Below are 18,061 nucleotides of genomic sequence, written 5' to 3' on the forward strand. Positions count from 1 at the left end.
GTCCAGATCAGAACCGGAAGCGCACAACGCCGCCATAAGTGCGCGGCTGGTTCGGGTAACCCGACACGGTGCCTGCCTGTGCAACGCCATCAAACACGGTCGTGATAAACTGATCGTCCAGCAGGTTGCGTGCAAACGCACCCACTTCAAAACCATTGTTCAGCTTCAGCGTCATGGATGTGTTCACCAGATTAACTTCGCGGCTGAAGATCTGGGTGTTGCCCAGGCCAGCGTTAAAGGTTGGCAGGCCGTTATTGATCGGCGTGTTGCTTTCATGGTTGTAGTCAACGCGCGTAATCAATTGCGTGCCGCTGTCCCATTCATGCGTGTAAGTCGCGCTTGTCGCAATCGCGATTTCAGGGATACCAGCAGGCGTAACCCCTGTCAGATCGCCCAGAACGCTTCCGGGGAAATCATCAAACAGCGGATCAAGATAGGTGAGCGCAAAGGTCAGCACCAAGCCATCTGTCGGAATGATCGTGGTATCGAACTCAAAACCCGAAACCGATTGCTGACCCGCATTTTGCAGCGCAAAGCCTGTGCCGGTAAAGGCGAGACTTTGGAAGCCTTCAATCGTCTGATCGAACAGCGCGAGGTTAAAGCCAACCCCTTCCCACTGCGCTTTCAGGCCGATTTCATAAACCTCTGCCTCTTCAGGCCCTGCAAAGCGAGAACCAGAGGACAGGTTGGGAATGGCCAGCCCTGCATCAAGAATTGGCGATGATGGTGCTGCAAAAGTCGACCCGCCCGGCCCTGCGACAAAATCGGCGCTGGAAGGGCGGCTGTCACGCGACAGGTTCACCGAGCTTGCTTTGAAGCCTGTGGCATAGCTGGCGTAGACATTGACTTCGTTGGACACCTGATAGGATGCGCGCAGAAGATATGTCAGCTCATCATCGCGTGTCCGCCCATCTTCAACAGCGTTGGGAATGGTCAGGAAAGGCGGCTGAAACTGAAAGCCCTGCAGACCGATCAGCGGGTTGATCGCTGGATCAAGCGCTGCGGCCAGCAAAGCATCCTGGTTTGCCTGAGGCAATGCCTGGAATTGGTCACGCGTTGTAACCCCGCCCATGGTTGCGCCAACGATAAAGGCATCAACCAGATTGACCTGGCCCAGTGGATCAGGGCTGAGCTGTGCCAAAGCGAAGTCTTTTGAATCGTCCGTGTAGTTAAATCCGCCAGTAAACACGAGCCCGTCAACCGGCTCAAAATCTACCGTACCAAAGATTGAGTAGGACGTGTTTTCCATGCTGAATGTTTCTTGGCTCAGCAGAGGAGTGAGAAAAATACTCTCCTGCGGCAGACCAAGGCCTGCCTCGACACCGTTAAAGACGCTGGGCGCACCGCTCAGAACGTCCGCAGGGTTACCGCCAGCCAGCAATTCGAACACATCGCGAATGTCTTCGCCATTCTGGATTGCGCTGTCCTGCGTGATCGTCTCATCGAAGTAGTAGCCGCCAAGAAGGAAGTTGATGGGGCCATCAAAATCCGATGTGATCCGGAATTCCTGCGTGAACGTGTCGACCGCCTGATCGCGCGTTTCGGTTGCAAGCGACGCGCTGGTGTAATCGATGTCCGACAGGAAGAAGTTGCGCAGTTCGCGATAGGCGGTGATTGAAGTGATCGAAATCGGACCAGCCTGATAATCCATCTGAACCGACGCGCCGTAGTTTTCCACCTGGTTGGTGGGCACAAAGTTCAGAAAAGCTTCGCGATTGAAGAATTCTTCAGGTGTGCCGATTTGGCCGCCCACCGCGTTGATCGCGCCGGTTACAGGGCCAGAAACAAGCGTGCCGACCTGGCAGCATACCTCATCAATTTCAGAGTAGTCGACAATCGCGCGGATCTTAAAATCGGGTGTAGGCTCAATCAAAAGCTGACCGCGCACGCCCCAGCGATCGCGGTTGTTTTGCTCTTCATCAAGGTTGACGATCGTGGAGTAACCATCGCGGCGCTGGTAGTTTCCATCGACCGAAAAGGCGATGTTATCCGTGAGCGGGCCAGTGATGTCACCTTTCAGAACGACCGTGTTGAAGTTGCCGTAAACAGCTTCGACATTGCCGCCAAAATCAAACTGCGGCTCACGCGTCACGACCGAGATCACACCAGCCGATGCGTTTTTGCCGAACAAAGTTGATTGCGGACCATTCAGCACTTCGATGCGCTGCACATTGGGAAGATCGCCCAAAGCAGCCGCAGAGCGCGAACGGAATACGCCGTCAATAAACACACCAACCGAAGGTTCGATGCCGAAATTGTTATCACCGTTACCAAAGCCGCGAATGATAAAGGTAGATGCTGACGAGGTTTGCAGCTGGCTTACTCGCAGCGACGGGGTGACCGTTTGAAGATCGAGAACATCGCGGATTTGCGCGTTTTCCAGCGTTTCACCGCTGGTCACGGAAACCGAAATCGGCGTTTCTTGGAGCGTCTGCTCACGCTTTGATGCGGTCACAATGATGACGTTGCTGCTTTCCGGCGCTTCAAGCTCCGGCTCATCAGCGTCGGTATCCTGAGCAAAAGCCACACTCGGGCTTAGCATCGCAAGAGCGGCAGAACCCGACAAAAGGGCAAAACGGTACGACCCGGCAGAGCCGGTGAAAATAGAACGCATGGAAGCTCCTCTCCTCAATCCTACAAAATCCGAGTGCATCCCCAGATGCTGTTTTCCCCGGATGGATTGCGAGATCTAATAGGCAAGTGTTACAAATGTAACAAGCGCGAAACCGGCGGCTTTACAAGGCAAAGTCGCGTGATGTTGCAAGTCTATCACACCCTGAAACGCGCGAATTCGAAGCTTTACGCTACTGTTTCGGCGGGTCCGGCCCAATTTGGCGTTCCTCCAAGCTTTCGGTGGGTGCAAATGACGTGATGCTTGCGAGCAAAGCCGCCCTGCGCTAGGCGCGCGGCATATTTTGCAGCGCACCATCAATCAGCGCCCCTACACCCGAAAGCAATTCAGTCATGTCCCAATCCCTTCGCAATGTCGCGATCATCGCGCACGTTGACCACGGCAAGACCACTTTGGTCGATCAGCTTTTCCGCCAATCTGGCACATTCCGTGAGAACCAGCGCGTTGAAGAGCGTGCGATGGATTCAGGCGATCTGGAAAAAGAGCGCGGGATCACCATCCTTGCCAAATGCACCAGCGTCGAATGGGAAGGCGCAGATGGGAACACCACCCGGATTAATATTGTCGACACCCCCGGTCACGCTGATTTCGGCGCAGAGGTGGAGCGCATTCTCAGCATGGTCGATGGCGTCATCCTGCTGGTCGACAGCGCAGAAGGCGCCATGCCGCAAACCAAGTTTGTAACTGGTAAAGCGCTTGCCCTTGGCCTGCGCCCGATTGTGGTTGTCAACAAGATCGACCGCCCCGATGGCCGCCCGCAAGAAGTGCTCGATGAAGTGTTCGATCTGTTTGCCTCTTTGGATGCCAATGACGAACAACTCGATTTTCCCTCGCTGTGGGCATCGGGCCGCGATGGCTATGCTAGCGATGATGAAACCGCTCGTGATGGCACGCTGGCGCCTTTGTTTGAATTGATCACTAGCCACGTTCCTGCCCCTGGTCTCGATACAGATGGCAAGTTCAGCTTCCTTGCTACCTTGCTCGATCGCGACAACTTCATGGGCCGCGTGCTGACAGGACGCGTTCAATCGGGCACAATCAATGTGAACGATCCGATCCATGCCATTGATATGGATGGAAATGTGGTCGAAGTGGGGCGCGCGACCAAGCTCATGAGTTTCGATGGCCTCGACCGTGTGCCGGTCGACACCGCCAGCGCGGGCGATATCATTGCGCTTGCAGGGTTGGAGAAAGCGACCGTCGCCAACACTATCTGTGACCCCAGCGTGACCGAACCAATCGCTGCGCAGCCCATCGATCCGCCAACGCTCGCCATGAGCTTTACCGTGAACGATAGCCCGCTGGCAGGGCGCGAGGGCAGCAAGGTGACCAGCCGCATGATCCGCGACCGCTTGAACCGCGAGGCGGAAACCAATGTCGCAATCCGCATCACCGAAAGCACCGATAAGGACAGCTTCGAAGTGGCTGGCCGCGGCGAATTGCAGCTGGGCGTGCTGATTGAAACCATGCGCCGCGAAGGGTTCGAGCTTGGCATTAGCCGCCCCAAAGTGTTGTTCCGCGAAGAAGACAGCCAGCGCATGGAACCCTATGAAACGGTCGTCATAGACGTGGATGACGAACATTCCGGCACCGTTGTCGAAAAAATGCAAAAGCGAAAAGCCGACCTTGCTGAAATGCGCCCCTCTGGCCAGGGCAAAACCCGCATCACTTTTTCCGCCCCATCGCGCGGGCTGATCGGGTATCACGGCGAGTTTCTGTCTGACACGCGCGGCACAGGCATCATGAACCGTCTGTTCGAAAAATACGGCCCCTATAAAGGCGCAATCGAGGGCCGCAGCAATGGCGTGCTGATTTCCAACGGAGACGGCGAATCCAACGCTTATGCGCTCAACATGCTCGAAGAGCGCGGCGAGATGTTCGTTGGCCCATCGCAGAAAGTCTATGAAGGCATGATTATCGGCGAGAACGCCAAGCCCGATGATCTGGAAGTGAACCCGATGAAAGCCAAGCAGCTTTCCAATGTTCGCTCCACGGGCAAGGATGACGCCATTCGTCTGACCCCGCCCCGCCGGATGACGTTGGAACAATCCATCGCCTATATCGACACAGATGAAATGGTCGAGGTGACGCCCGAAAGCATCCGCCTGCGAAAAACGCTGCTGTGTCCGCACGAACGCAAGAAAGCGAAGCGCAAGAAGGAAGGGTAAGGCACTCCCCCTGCCTTCCTCGCCTGAGCAAGGGGATTGGCGGCGGCTCTCTTGCCAGCAGCCGCTCTTCAATTTAGCGCTTGCGCACACACTCTTTTGGAGAGACGCGTTGCGCATCACCCTTGCCGCTCTTGCCTGCCTTTCGCTCGCTGTCACAGCACATCCTGCTGCCGCTCAAGATAGCGCCGAGGAAACCAAGGCTCCCCGCCCAATCGCTGAACAAATCGGCCCAGGCGGCCGCCCTGTTGGCGCGCCCTGGTCGCGCAGTCCGGTTATTGCGCAGAACGGCATGGCCGCAACCGCGCACCCGCTCGCTACGCAAATTGCACTCGATATCCTGAAAGATGGCGGCAATGCGGTGGACGCAGCGATTGCAGCGAACGCAGCGCTTGGGCTGATGGAACCGACTGGCAACGGGATTGGCGGCGATCTTTTTGCGATTATCTATGACCCAAAAACGGGTGAGCTTTACGGTCTTAATGGCTCTGGCCGGTCGCCATCGGGGCAGACATTGTCGCAATTGAAAGCAAAACTGGGTGCGCGGGGCAGCATTCCGCCCATGGGCGCGCTGCCTGTTACCATTCCGGGAACCGTTGATGCGTGGTTCACTATGCACGCCCGGTTTGGCTCCAAACCCATGAGCGAAATTCTGGCCCCCACGGTCCGCTATGCGCGCGAAGGGCACCCTGTCGCACCTGTCATCGCGATGTATCTCAACAGATCGCTGCGCGCCTATGAACGCCGGCTCGAAAGCATGGATTTTGAGTTCGACAATGCCCGCGCGACCTATTTTGCAGGCGGCGCACCGAAAGCTGGCGATGTCTTCACCAACCCCGATCTGGGCGCAACCTTGGAAACCATCGGGCGCGGTGGCCGCGATGCGTTCTATGATGGCCCTCTGGCCGAGGTGATGGTCGATTACCTCCAACGTCAGGGCAGCGCTTATACCCGTGCAGACTTTGCCGCTCACACCAGCGAATGGGTCGATGTCGCCTGCGCCGCCTATCACAAGGGTTATGAGCTGTGCGAATTGCCGCCGAACGGCCAAGGCTTCGCCGCGCTGCAAATGGTCAATATCCTCAAAAACGTGGATCTTACCCAGTGGGAGCGCGGCAGTCCGCAAGTGATCCATTACATCACTGAGGCAAAACGGCTCGCCCATGCCGATGTCGCCCGCTTCTATGCCGATCCTGACTTTGCAGGCTTCCCCATGGACTTGCTCAGCGAAGAGTATGGCAAAAAGCGCTTTGCCCTCATTGATCCTGACAAAGCGACCGCGAAATTCGATCCCGGCGATCCGGCGCCTGAACCCAAATTGGAAGGTCCGGGGGACACAACCTATATGACGGTCGTTGATGGCGAAGGCCTGATGGTCAGCCTGATCCAGTCCAATTATCGCGGCATGGGCGGCGGGTTGGTGCCCGATGGGCTGGGCTTTATGCTTCAGGATCGCGGCGAGTTGTTCAGCCTCGATCCCGCGCATCCCAATGCCTATGCGCCGTCAAAGCGGCCCTTTCACACGATCATCCCGGCTTTCGTCAAAAAGGATGGCAAGCCGTATATGACGCTTGGCCTGATGGGCGGCGGGATGCAGCCGCAGGGGCATGTGCAGGTGCTTATCAACATCGCCGATTATGGGATGAATGTGCAGGAAGCAGGCGACGCCGCGCGCATCAATCATGATGGCGGACGCCAGCCAACAGACAGTCTTTCAGGGCCGATTGACGATGATCTGGGCACACTGAATGTCGAACCCGGCATTCCCAAGGCCACGCGCGAGGCGCTGTCCGCCATGGGTCATAATGTCCGCCTGGTCACCAATGGCATCATGTTCGGCGGCTATCAGGCGATTATGCGCGACGCTGAAACAGGCGTAATGCAAGGCTCGACCGAAATGCGCAAAGACGGGCAAGCGCAAGGTTACTGAGCTTCACAGCATTTTTCCAAGCTTTGTAACCGCCGCCTTGAGGCTGACGAACTCCAGACAGTAACCCGCCGGCTTGATGCTGGCCTCTACCGTTTGGAGTCTTTGATATGTTTCGTCTTTTCGTGCTGATTGCAGCCATCGCGGCGCTTGTGGTTGGCGCTATGCAATTGTCTGCGCAAGCTTCAAACAATGGCTGGCAAACCTATAATGCCGCCGATTTCATGATGGCGCAAAAGAAAGGCAAGACCATTGTGGTCGATGTGTATGCCGACTGGTGCCCCACTTGCCGGGCACAGGCCCCCATCCTCGAAGAGCTTCGCACTGAAAAACAAAGCAAGGATGTGCTGTTTGTCAAAGTGAACTTTGATGATGAGAAAGCCTTTTTGCGCGCGCATCGCGTTCCCCGCCAATCAACCGTGCTGGTGTTTGAGGGGATGACAGAAAAAGCTCGCTCCATCGCGCAAACCGACAGGGCCAAGCTTCGGCGAGTGGTTCTGGACGCGCTTTGATCCTCTTGCAGTCTTAGCGCGCCGTGCTTTCCAGCCTCATCTTATCCTTCGCCGCGGGCCTTGTGACGATCCTTAACCCCTGCGTGCTGCCGCTTGTCCCGATCCTTGTCGCTTCGGCTCTGGGCAAAAGCAGGTACGGGCCGCTCGCGCTGGCGGGGGGATTGGTGACAAGCTTTACGCTGTTCGGTTTTACCGTCATCGCGTTCGGCTATTCGCTTGGCATCAATGAGCAGTTTGTGCGGTTGATGGCAGGAGCGCTGCTTGCAGGCGCAGGCGCTGTGCTGCTAGTGCCGCGGGCGCAAGCCGCTCTCAGCGCTGCTGCTGCTCCCATCGCCAATTTCGGCAATCAGCGTTTGGCGCAGATTAGCGGTGATGGCTGGCACGGACAATTTGCCGCCGGCTTGCTGCTCGGCATAGTGTGGGCGCCGTGCGTTGGCCCGACATTGGGCGCCGCGATTGCGGCGGCGAGCATTGGCGAAGACCTTGCCTCTAGCCTTGTGATTTTCCTCACCTTTGGCCTTGGCGTTGCGACATCCATTCTGGCCTTCGCCTATGGTTCGCGCAAAGCCTTGGGAGAACGGCGCAGCACCCTGCTTAACCTGGCAAGATATGGAAAGCCGCTATTCGGCCTCGCGCTGCTGCTGGTTGGGGTGATGGTCATGACAGGGTTCGACAAAGTGATCGAGACCGCATTGCTCGATGCGCTGCCGGACAGCGTAATTGCCTTTACGACCCGCTTCTAAACTTTGCCAATTGTGATGTTTGGTTCATAGTTGAACGCAGGAAGAGGGAGATCAGGCAATGAGCAATGCAGCAGAACCGCGTGTAACCGGGCTTGGCGGTGTGTTTTATGTGGCGCAGGATACGGCAGCGACGCGCGAATGGTATCGCGATGTGCTGGGCGTGGATGGCCCTTATGGTCCGCAACTGGCGTGGAGCGAAGAGCCAAAAGCTAACCCCTATTCGCTCATCAGCCATTTCAGCGATGATGAATATATCCAGCCGGGCAAAGGCGGGTTTATGATCAATCTGCGCGTCAACGATGTCGATGGCATGGTTGAAAAACTGAAAGCCAAAGGCGTCGATGTGCTGGGTAGCGCCGATGAAGGCTATGGCAAGTTCGCCTGGCTGCTTGATCCCAATGGGATCAAGATCGAGCTTTGGGAGCAAGTGGCCGAAGAATTACCCGGCGATGAAGGCTGAGGCGAGATGCACAACGCATTATGGGCCTCGCGAACGTGGTTAGCGCGCTGTTAACTATTTGTGCGTGATAGTGCCTAGCGATGGCTTTTAAAAAGACCTTCAAAGCAGGCATGATGGCCGCCGCGCTCATCACGTTGCAGGGATGCGGCGGGTTTATCCCGTTTGGTGACGGCTCTGATCGCGGGAGCGCATCGCAAAGACCCGGCTCTGACAGTGGCTCGGCCAGAAGCGGCGTTGGCCTCGGCACAGGCTCAGGATCAAGCGCAAGAGGGCCTTCGAGCGCGCCCGCGTGTATTTCAGAATTGAGCGCCACAGGCGCGCGGTTTTCCGCGCTGCCCGATACTTACGCAGCGCCCGGTTGCAACCAATTGGGAGCCGTGCGGCTCGATGCGTTGGCAGGTGATGGATCACAATTTGAGATAACAGGACTTGGCCCTGTCAAATGCGATGTGGCCAAGGCGTTTTCTGCCTGGGCACGGTTCGGAGTGGACCGGGCAGCGCGCCAGATCCTTGGCAGCCCGCTTGCCCGGATTGAAACGATGGGAAGCTATTCGTGCCGAAATGTGGCGGGGACCAATCGCCGGTCTGCTCATGCGCGCGCAGAAGCGATTGACGTATCCGGTTTTGTGCTGGCGGACGGGCGGCGGATCGTGCTGCGCCAGGACTGGAACAGCGGCACGGCGGCGGAACGCGAATTTTTGCGTATCGTCCACCGCAGCGCCTGCAAACGTTTTGGCACAGTGCTTGGCCCCGAATACAACCGAGCCCATGCCGATCACTTCCATTTTGAAGGGACCGGGCCGAAATTCTGCCGCTAATGGGAAAGTGCTGATCCCCTAAGCCTGAATTTCCCTTTTGAATGTCAGGCGAAAAGCGAATGTCAGATGAAGACAAAATGCCAGACAAAAAGTGGCCCCGGCACCACAGGGGGGAAGGATGCCGAGGCCATATCGCCCTTTTGAGGGGGACCCAGTTTGGTGAACTGTCGTCTGCTTGTCGTTGAACCTGTCATACACGAATGTGCAGGTCACGCTTTCACAATTGGCTCCAATTTGGCTTCGAGTTTGAGCCGCACAGCTTCCGCTGCATGACGCGCACCCAGCTTGTTCATCATATTGGCGCGGTGAATTTCCACGGTCCGCGGGCTGATATCGAGTTGCCGTGCGATGACTTTGTTGCTGCTCCCTTCAGCAAGCCAATCGAGCACTTCGCGTTCACGGCCCGAAAGGCTGGAGATCCGGTCACGCGCTTCGATCATGCGGCGACGGGCCACTCCGAACAATTCAGCTTCTTTTGAGATCCGATCAAGACAGCGCCCAAATCGTTCCGTTTCCAGCGGTAACGAGAGGTAATCGAGCGCGCCTGCTTTGATTGCTTCGACGATGCGGCCTGGTCTTGGCTGAGCATCGACCGCGATCAGCGGAAGCCATATGCCCAATCGGCTTAACCGATCCAGGCTCATCGCGACCCCGCCTTCTTCGGGAGTGTCACGGGCGATGATGATACCTTCTCGTGGGGGGTGAACCGACAATTCAGACAGATCACCGTAAACCTCTGAGTGGTGACCTAGCGAGAACCCGACCCTGGCCAGTTCAGCGCGATGCCGACTGGAGGAGTCTATGAAATGGAGGGTTGCTTTGCGTGACATGCATTTGGAATGAACCGAGTTTCACTCCAAGACACGCGACGTCTCAACCGATATCGAGTGATGGCCCGTTAACTATGCAACAAACCCCCGCGATCTAGAGACAAATAAATCTCCAAAATGAACCCTTTATTTGCTGCGAGTATTTTCTCAGCAGACTAACGGACGCAAGAACCCCTATTTCGTGTTCAAATCGTAATCAGGAAGCGAATCGAAAGCGGAGCGCAAAGCATCGCCCCAGCCCGATGAAATTGTGTCAAAATACTCGTCTTCGGCTGTGATGCGGTGTTCATGCACAGGTGCAAACTCATCTTTGCCAATCACCAACAGGTCCAAAGGCAGGCCAACAGACAGGTTTGCTTTCAATGTGGAATCGAATGACACCATCAGCAGTTTGACCGCGCTTTCAAAGCTCATATCCCGATTATAACCGCGCAGGATTATCGGCCGCCCGTACTTTGTTTCTCCGATCTGGAAGAAAGGCGTATCAAGGCTCGCCTCGATAAAATTGCCTTCGGGATAGACCATGAACAATCGCGGTTCCATCCCTTTGATCTGGCCTGCAACGATCATGGATGCGGTGAAGCGCTTTGAATTGTTGGCTTGTTGCACGTCGGAAATGGTCGAGCGCAAAAGCCGCCCGATTTCGGTGACGACGTTGAACATGGTCGATCCGTTCAGCAGCGTCGTCTCGCGATCTTCGGGCTGTTTGGTCCGCTCTTCCAGCTGGCTTACCACGGCCTGCGTGGTCGCAAGATTGCCCGCAGTCATCACCGCAATCATCCGTTCACCGGGCACTTGCCAGGAAAACATCTTGCGAAAAGTGGAGATGTTGTCGACGCCCGAATTGGTGCGGGTATCGCTCATAAGGACGAGGCCCTTTTCGACCACCATCCCAACGCAATAGGTCATTGCTTGTCCTGTTCTTTCTGCTGCTCAACCGTGACATCGACGCTCAGCATCTGCTCAATCGAGCCAAAGCTTATGCCTGTCACCGGCGCGGCATCGCGGTAATCGCAGCCCGTGGCAACCCGGACATAACGCGGATCAGGACTTATACCGTTGGAAATATCGAACCCGACCCAGCCCAGCCCATCAATATGCGCCTCGGCCCAGGCGTGGGTCGCGTCTTGCTCGACCCGGTCATTCATCATCAGGTACCCGCTTACATAGCGCGCAGGGATATCGGCTGCGCGCGCCGCGCCTAGAAAGATATGCGTGTGATCCTGACAAACACCGGTTTCATTCGCGACAGCATCCTCGGCTGTTGTTTTAACTCCCGTGGTACCAGTTTCATAAGCAACGCGTTCGCGGATCATGGCGGATAGAGCGTGGAGGTAATCGAGCTTCGCATCTGCTTCTGGCCCCGGAACATCGCGCATCAAAGCGCGCATTTTCGGCCCCGGCTTGGTCAGCTTGGTCTGGCCCAGAAATGTCCAAAGCGGCAGATGGCCTGAATGACGCCCGATCACGCCTGCCTTGTCGAGCGTTTCGACCATCCCGCTGCACGTCACATTCACAACCGAAGCACCCGGCTCTACCGCTATCAGCGTGACTGTGTTGAAATGCTGATCGTCATATTCCAGTTCAGCACGCGCGTTTTCGTATGTCATCGTCCAATCGATGATGTTTTGCCCCTGCGTTGCCTTGGGCGTCAGGCGCAGGCGTTGGAGCGCGTGGATTACCGGCTGACCAAATGTGTAGCGGGTGGAATGGCGGATCGACAATTTCATGGGGTCATTCCTTAGGCCAGAAACCGGTAATCTTCGGCAATGGCATCCGCGATCGCTGCGTTGTTGTTCATGAAATCAACGAGGAATTCGTGCAGGCCCCGCTCGAAAATATCGTCAACGGTGTGATCGGCCAGATGGATATCACCGTTCTGCATTAAGTCCTGACATTGGCCCGATATACCATGCAGGCGCGACAGAGCCGAAAGATGCGTGCTCACCGCAGACCGGCAAAAGGCAAGGCTGCGCGGGAAGCGATCATCCAGCACCAGAAATTCGACAATGCCGCGCGCTTCGATCTGGCCGGGATTTAGCCAGCTGTATGCCCGCGATCCGGCAACTGAGCGCAGAACCTGATCCCATTGCCCTGTATCCAGACTTGATCCGACATAAGAAAGCGAAGGCAAAAGCAGGAAATACTTCATGTCGAGAATGCGCGCCGTGCTTTCTCCGCGTTCGATGAAAGTGCCCGCGCGGGCGAAATGAAACGCCTCATCGCGCAGCATCGTGCCATCCAATGCGCCATGCACCAGCATCCCTGCGCGGCGGATAGTGGCGACCACATCGCCCACCGCGCTCTGGCTGACGGGGCGCGAGAGCAGCTTATCCAGCTTCATCCAGCTTTCATTGACCGCTTCCCAGACATCGCCTGAGATACTGGTTCGTGCCAGCCGCGCATTGGTGCGCACAGCGCCGAACATGGCACGTACATTGGCCGGGTTGGCATTGTCGCGCAGTACGAAATTCCACGCCTGCTGCCCATCATAGCTGTCATGCGCAGCCTCATACTGCGCCCGAAGCCCAAGCGTCGTGATGACAGAGCGCCATTCATCCTGCGCGGTTGCGCTGTCTCTGGTCAAAGCCATACGCAGGCCCGCCTCGATCAAGCGCGCAGTGTTCTCGGCCCGCTCAAGATAGCGGAACATCCAGAAGGATCCGTTTGCAGTCCGGCCTAGCATGGCATTTCCTTGGCCATCAGTCTTTGAGCACCCATGTATCTTTGGTGCCGCCGCCCTGACTGGAATTGACCACCAGCGATCCCTTTTTCAGAGCAACACGGGTCAGACCGCCCGGCGTGATGTCAATTCCATCGGGCGACACCAGCACAAATGGACGCAAATCGACATGGCGCGGGGCGAGCCCTTTCTTGGTGTAAATTGGGCATGTTGACAGCGCCAAAGTTGGCTGCGCGATGTAGTTTTGCGGATTGGCGGTCAGCTTGTCGCGAAATTCGCGGATTTCCTTTTTGGAAGCGGTTGGCCCGATCAGCATGCCATATCCACCAGAACCGTGAACTTCCTTGACCACCAGCTCTTCCAGATTGTCGAGCACATAGGCCAGACTGTCCTTATCCGCACAGCGCCAAGTCTGAACATTGGGCAGCAGGGGTTTTTCGCCTGTATAAAACTCAACGATTTCCGGCATGAAGGAATAAATCGCCTTGTCATCGCAGATGCCAGTGCCCGGCGCATTGGCAATGGTGATCTGGCCCGCGCGGTACACATCCATAATGCCGGGTACGCCCAGCACGCTGTCAGGTTCGAACGTCAGCGGATCAAGGTAATCATCATCGACCCGGCGATAGATCACATCAATTGGCTGATAACCGCGGGTTGTGCGCATTTGCACTTTGCCATCGACAACGCGCAGATCGCTGCCTTCGACCAGCTCTGCCCCCATCTGGTCAGCCAGAAAAGCGTGTTCGAAATAAGCGGAATTGTAGATGCCCGGCGTCAGCACAGCGACGCGCGGTTTGCCGCCTTTGCCATTCGCGCATCCCGGCGGCGCGCATGCGGCAAGCGAGCGAGCAAGGCGGCGCGGATAATTTGAGACCGTTTCCACCGGCACCCGGCTGAACAGATCGGGGAACATCCCCATCATCGTCTCACGGTTTTCCAGCATATACGACACACCCGAAGGCGTGCGGGCATTGTCTTCGAGCACAAACCATTCATCCGGCCCGGTGCGCACCAGATCTATTCCGACAATATGCGTGTAGATCCCGCCGGGCGGGGTAAAGCCGACCATATTGGACAGCCATGCCTCGTTATCGCGAAACAGCCGTTCGGGCACGCGGCCCGCGCGAATGATTTCCTGCCGGTGGTAAAGGTCGTAAAGGAACGAGTTAAGCGCTTTCACCCGCTGTTCGATCCCGCGAGTAAGCTTGCGCCATTCGCTTGCGGTGATGACGCGCGGCACCATGTCAAACGGGATCAGCCGCTCTTCGGCTTCATCCTCGCCATAGACATTGAAAGTGATGCCAGTGCGGCGGAAACTGTCATCCGCTTCGACGTTTTTGCGTTTCAGCCAGGCCGCGTCCTGTTCATCCAGCCAACCGCAATAATCGGAATAAGCAGAGCGGATCGCGCCGCCCGGCTCGTGCATCTCGTCAAAATTGCCGCTGCTGTCGATGCCTTTGCCGGCCATGATCCCCCGCATGTCTGAAATTAAATTCGGTGCGGACCCACGTTGTAACCAGCTTCGACCAAAAGGAAACCGCTCTTTCCTAATGCCCGGCTGGGCTCTCAAGTTCCCCAAGAACGGCATTAACCGCCTCGGGGTGGTACCTGTAACCGCTATGAGTGCAGTTCACGCGGATTGCGCGATCACGCTCGCCCGGCAATCCGGCTGCGCAATGCGGGGCAATTGCGCCATCGCGCGGGCTCCACAGAGCAATGGTTTCAACCGGCGGTTTTTGTGCAAGATGCGCCTCAATCGGCGGGTCATCCACGCGAAAGCCTGTGATGAATTGATAGATACGCCACAAATTGTTGGCCCGCGGACTGCCCGAAAACGGCGAACCCATAGTGATAACCTTGGACACTTTGTCAGGATGCCGCTTGGCCAGTTCGCGCGCAAAAATCCCGCCCAGGCTCCACCCAAGCAAAACGATCTTGGCCCCTGTCGCCGCATGCAGCTGGATAAGCCGGTTTTCGAGCAGCGCAAACCGCGCTTCGGTCGGGCCCCAGTTGAACCCTGCTCCCCATTGCTTTGCCGTGTGGCCGGCTCGCTCCAATTGCTGCGCAAGATAGCGCATCCGGCGCGGCGGGGTCGCGAAACCGGGCAGGATCATCACCGTTTGCGGATTGGCCGCGCGCGAAACTTTCAGATTGCGAAACGGGCGGCGTGCAGGTTCGACCAGCAGATCAAGCTCGCGCAGCAGGCTGATGAGCTGAGGCTTACCCGCTTCGTCGCCGAAAGCCGGCTCAAACGCGAGTGCAAGCCGCCGGCCGAGTTCGCTATCGGACCAAGTGGCCGCGATGCGGGTTTCGGAAAACTGCGAGAGAGACTTGTAACGGGACATTCAGCCACAGCTAAAGCAGCGCGCTGAATGCCCCGTGAAGTCGGTGTCAGGTAGGCTTAAGGTTCCGCCCTCACCCAATTCCAATCAGGAATCGCAATCGCCAATGCGTTCCTGCGTCATATCCATTTCGATGTCAGCATCACCCATTCCGGCCATATTGCCTTTCATCGTCATTTTCATTTCCGAACGGGTGGGCGACACATTGCCTTTCATGGTCATCTCCATCGTGCCCTCGCCCTGCGCACAGCTCATCGCCATGTCGAGATCACCGCCATCAATGGTGAAGCTTTTGGTAGTGCAGCCATCTTGACCCTCAGTCAGCGATTTCTCGAAGCCTTCTTCTGCCTTTTCCGGGGTCAGACAAAACTCTGTTGTCGTGCTCATGGCCGATTTCATCATTTCCTGCATTTCAGGCGGCGCACCGGTGATCTCGGCTTTAACGACGCTCATCGTCGCTTTGTATTTGCCTGGCTCGGGTTTTATATCATCGCCTGCTGCTGCAACCGCTGCGTTCACTTCTTCGGACGTGACTTCGCCATCGCCGTCCGCATCTGCATCGGTTGCGCCGCCGCCGCATGCTGAAAGTGCCAGCGCCAAGATGCTGATTGTCGCGAATTTCTTCATGTAATGTTCCCTCCATTGGCGAGATCCCGTGATGATCCGCTCTTCGGTAGGGACGCTAGGGGCACATAGCGCACTTCACAATGGCCGCTTTGCTCCTCATATCAGGTGCCATGTCAGAACTCGTCATCCGCCGCGGTCTTGAAGAACCGGAAACCGGCGAAGAATTCACCCCGCACCGCCCAGCCCGGCCTGAAAAGTCGATGCCGGGCAAACGGTTCGAGCTTGTCTCGGACTATCAACCGGCAGGCGATCAGCCCACCGCCATTACAGAGCTCGTCGCAGGCGCGCGCGAGGATGAAAAGACGCAGACCCTTTTGGGGGTCACAGGTTCGGGCAAGACATTCACCATGGCCAAAGTGATCGAGGAATTGCAGCGCCCTGCCCTGATCCTGGCGCCCAACAAGATCCTGGCCGCACAGCTTTACGGCGAGTTCAAAAGCTTTTTCCCGAACAATGCGGTCGAATATTTCGTCAGCTATTACGACTATTACCAGCCCGAAGCCTATGTGCCGCGCTCCGACACTTACATCGAAAAAGAATCCTCGGTGAACGAGGCGATTGACCGGATGCGCCATTCGGCCACGCGGTCCCTTCTGGAACGCGATGACGTGATTATCGTCGCTTCTGTTTCGTGCCTTTACGGTATCGGCTCTGTCGAGACCTATTCGGCGATGATTTTCGACATCAAAGTGGGCGATGTCGTCGATCAGCGCGAATTGATCCGCAAGCTTGTCTCGCTGCAATACAAGCGCAACGATGCCGCCTTTCAGCGCGGCACATTCAGAGTGCGAGGCGACAATCTGGAGATTTATCCCAGCCACTATGAAGACATGGCATGGCGCATCAGTTTCTTCGGCGACGACATCGAAGGGATCAGCGAATTTGATCCGCTGACAGGGCAGACGGGCGCTGCGCTGGAAACCGTGCGCGTCTATGCCAATTCGCACTATGTGACGCCCGGCCCGACGATGAAACAGGCGGCAGATGCGATCCGGTTTGAGCTTGCAGAGCGGCTGAAAGAGTTGGAGGCGGAAGGCAAATTGCTGGAACATCAGCGCCTTGAACAGCGGACCAATTTCGACCTTGAGATGATCGCGGCGACGGGAAGCTGCGCCGGGATTGAAAACTATTCCCGCTTTCTAACGGGCCGCATTCCAGGCGAACCGCCGCCAACTCTGTTTGAATATCTGCCCGAAAACGCCTTATTGTTCGTCGATGAAAGCCACCAGACCGTGCCCCAGATCGGCGCGATGTCGAAAGGCGATCACCGGCGCAAAATCACCTTGGCAGAGCACGGGTTCCGCCTGCCCAGTTGCATCGACAACCGCCCGCTTCGCTTCAATGAATGGGACGCGATGCGCCCGCAAACCTTTGCCGTCAGCGCCACGCCCGGCAATTGGGAAATGGAGCAAACGGGCGGCGTGTTTGCCGAACAGGTGATCCGCCCCACAGGCCTGATCGATCCGCCCGTTGAAATCCGCCCGGTCGAAGATCAGGTGCAGGATTGCATTCAGGAATGCCTTGCCACGGCCAAAAAAGGGTATCGAACTCTCGTCACCACTCTTACCAAACGCATGGCCGAAGACCTCACCGAGTTTATGCACGAGGCCGGTGTGCGAGTGCGCTATATGCATTCCGACGTCGAGACGCTGGAACGCATCGAGCTGATCCGCGATCTGCGCCTTGGCGTGTATGATGTGCTGATCGGGATCAACCTGCTGCGCGAGGGGCTCGATATTCCTGAATGCGGGCTGGTCGCTATTTTGGATGCGGACAAGGAAGGTTTCCTGCGTTCGGAAACATCTCTGGTCCAGACGATTGGCCGCGCCGCGCGCAATGTCGATGGCAAAGTCATCCTTTACGCAGACCGGATAACCGGCAGCATGGAACGCGCCATGGCCGAAACCGATCGCCGCCGCGAAAAGCAAAAGGCCTACAACAAAGAACACGGCATCACGCCAGCCACGATCAAACGCGACATTGCAGACATCGTCGCGCATTCAGCCGCGCAAGACGGCGTCACCGTTGATACAGGCGATGAGGAGGTCAACAATCTCGTCGGCCACAATCTGCGCGCCTATATCGAAGACCTCGAAAAGCGCATGCGCGATGCCGCTGCCAATCTCGAATTCGAAGAGGCCGGGCGATTGCGCGATGAAATCCGGCGGTTGGAGAATGATGAACTTGGCCTGCCAGATGGCGAGAAAAAAGCGCCTAAAGTCGGCCGCTCAGACGCGGGCCGCCCCGGCACGCGCAAGACCCGTTACGGCAAAAAGCGAACAAAGTTCATGGGCGGCAAGCCTTGAGCGCTTAACTCTT

At 56.9% G+C, this 18,061-nt stretch carries 15 protein-coding genes; 7 read left to right on the forward strand and 8 right to left on the reverse strand.

Annotated elements, in window-relative coordinates:
* Window positions 1-7 precede the first annotated feature (7 nt).
* Window positions 8-2,614 (reverse strand): TonB-dependent receptor, encoded by a 2,607-nt coding sequence (locus tag AC0V6W_RS03470; RefSeq protein WP_486147183.1) that lies wholly within the window; start codon window positions 2,612-2,614, stop codon window positions 8-10.
* A gap of 350 nt (window positions 2,615-2,964) precedes the next feature.
* Between AC0V6W_RS03470 and typA the strand changes: the two genes are divergently transcribed.
* The 6 genes from typA (at window position 2,965) to AC0V6W_RS03500 (ending at window position 9,257) form a co-directional block, all read left to right on the forward strand.
* Window positions 2,965-4,800 carry a translational GTPase TypA gene (gene typA / locus AC0V6W_RS03475; protein ID WP_486147185.1) on the forward strand — a complete coding sequence of 612 codons (1,836 nt, stop codon included), beginning with the start codon at window positions 2,965-2,967 and terminating at the stop codon, window positions 4,798-4,800.
* Between the two features lie 109 nt (window positions 4,801-4,909).
* Window positions 4,910-6,727, forward strand: coding sequence for a gamma-glutamyltransferase family protein (locus tag AC0V6W_RS03480; protein WP_486147187.1), 1,818 nt, complete (start codon window positions 4,910-4,912; stop codon window positions 6,725-6,727).
* 107 nt (window positions 6,728-6,834) lie between these two features.
* Complete coding sequence (locus tag AC0V6W_RS03485) at window positions 6,835-7,236, forward strand: thioredoxin family protein (RefSeq protein ID WP_486147189.1); 402 nt, start codon at window positions 6,835-6,837, stop codon at window positions 7,234-7,236.
* A gap of 23 nt (window positions 7,237-7,259) precedes the next feature.
* Entirely contained in the window at window positions 7,260-7,979 is a 720-nt protein-coding gene (locus tag AC0V6W_RS03490; RefSeq protein ID WP_486147191.1) for a cytochrome c biogenesis CcdA family protein, read from the forward strand.
* 58 nt (window positions 7,980-8,037) lie between these two features.
* Window positions 8,038-8,439: a VOC family protein gene (locus AC0V6W_RS03495; RefSeq protein WP_486147193.1), complete on the forward strand. Its 402-nt coding sequence runs from the start codon at window positions 8,038-8,040 to the stop codon at window positions 8,437-8,439.
* A gap of 80 nt (window positions 8,440-8,519) precedes the next feature.
* Complete coding sequence (locus AC0V6W_RS03500; protein WP_486147195.1) at window positions 8,520-9,257, forward strand: extensin family protein; 738 nt, start codon at window positions 8,520-8,522, stop codon at window positions 9,255-9,257.
* A 209-nt stretch (window positions 9,258-9,466) separates the two neighbouring features.
* Here AC0V6W_RS03500 and AC0V6W_RS03505 read toward each other — a convergent pair whose 3' ends face one another.
* The 7 genes from AC0V6W_RS03505 to AC0V6W_RS03535 all read right to left on the reverse strand — a co-directional run bounded on the left by AC0V6W_RS03505 (window position 9,467) and on the right by AC0V6W_RS03535 (window position 15,742).
* Window positions 9,467-10,087 carry a response regulator transcription factor gene (locus AC0V6W_RS03505; protein WP_486147197.1) on the reverse strand — a complete coding sequence of 207 codons (621 nt, stop codon included), beginning with the start codon at window positions 10,085-10,087 and terminating at the stop codon, window positions 9,467-9,469.
* Between the two features lie 174 nt (window positions 10,088-10,261).
* A complete protein-coding gene (locus AC0V6W_RS03510) occupies window positions 10,262-10,996 on the reverse strand; it encodes a proteasome-type protease (protein ID WP_486147199.1) in 735 nt (244 codons plus the stop codon).
* Window positions 10,993-11,817 (reverse strand): transglutaminase family protein, encoded by an 825-nt coding sequence (locus AC0V6W_RS03515; RefSeq protein WP_486147201.1) that lies wholly within the window; start codon window positions 11,815-11,817, stop codon window positions 10,993-10,995. Before AC0V6W_RS03515 ends, AC0V6W_RS03510 begins: the two co-directional genes overlap by 4 nt.
* An 11-nt stretch (window positions 11,818-11,828) precedes the next feature.
* The gene (locus tag AC0V6W_RS03520) at window positions 11,829-12,773 is read right to left on the reverse strand and encodes an alpha-E domain-containing protein (RefSeq protein ID WP_486147203.1); all 945 of its coding nucleotides are present in this window, start codon (window positions 12,771-12,773) and stop codon (window positions 11,829-11,831) included.
* Window positions 12,774-12,789: 16 nt separating this feature from the next.
* Window positions 12,790-14,241, reverse strand: a complete 1,452-nt coding sequence (locus AC0V6W_RS03525; protein WP_486147205.1) for a circularly permuted type 2 ATP-grasp protein — start codon at window positions 14,239-14,241, stop codon at window positions 12,790-12,792.
* Between the two features lie 79 nt (window positions 14,242-14,320).
* Complete coding sequence (locus tag AC0V6W_RS03530; RefSeq protein ID WP_486147207.1) at window positions 14,321-15,118, reverse strand: esterase/lipase family protein; 798 nt, start codon at window positions 15,116-15,118, stop codon at window positions 14,321-14,323.
* An 84-nt stretch (window positions 15,119-15,202) separates the two neighbouring features.
* On the reverse strand, window positions 15,203-15,742 hold the full coding sequence (locus AC0V6W_RS03535; RefSeq protein ID WP_486147209.1) for a DUF3617 domain-containing protein: 540 nt from the start codon (window positions 15,740-15,742) through the stop codon (window positions 15,203-15,205).
* A gap of 110 nt (window positions 15,743-15,852) precedes the next feature.
* Between AC0V6W_RS03535 and uvrB the strand changes: the two genes are divergently transcribed.
* Window positions 15,853-18,048, forward strand: coding sequence for an excinuclease ABC subunit UvrB (gene uvrB / locus AC0V6W_RS03540; RefSeq protein ID WP_486151455.1), 2,196 nt, complete (start codon window positions 15,853-15,855; stop codon window positions 18,046-18,048).
* Window positions 18,049-18,061: the final 13 nt, after the last annotated feature.

Source organism: Erythrobacter sp. JB1-7 (assembly GCF_057365015.1).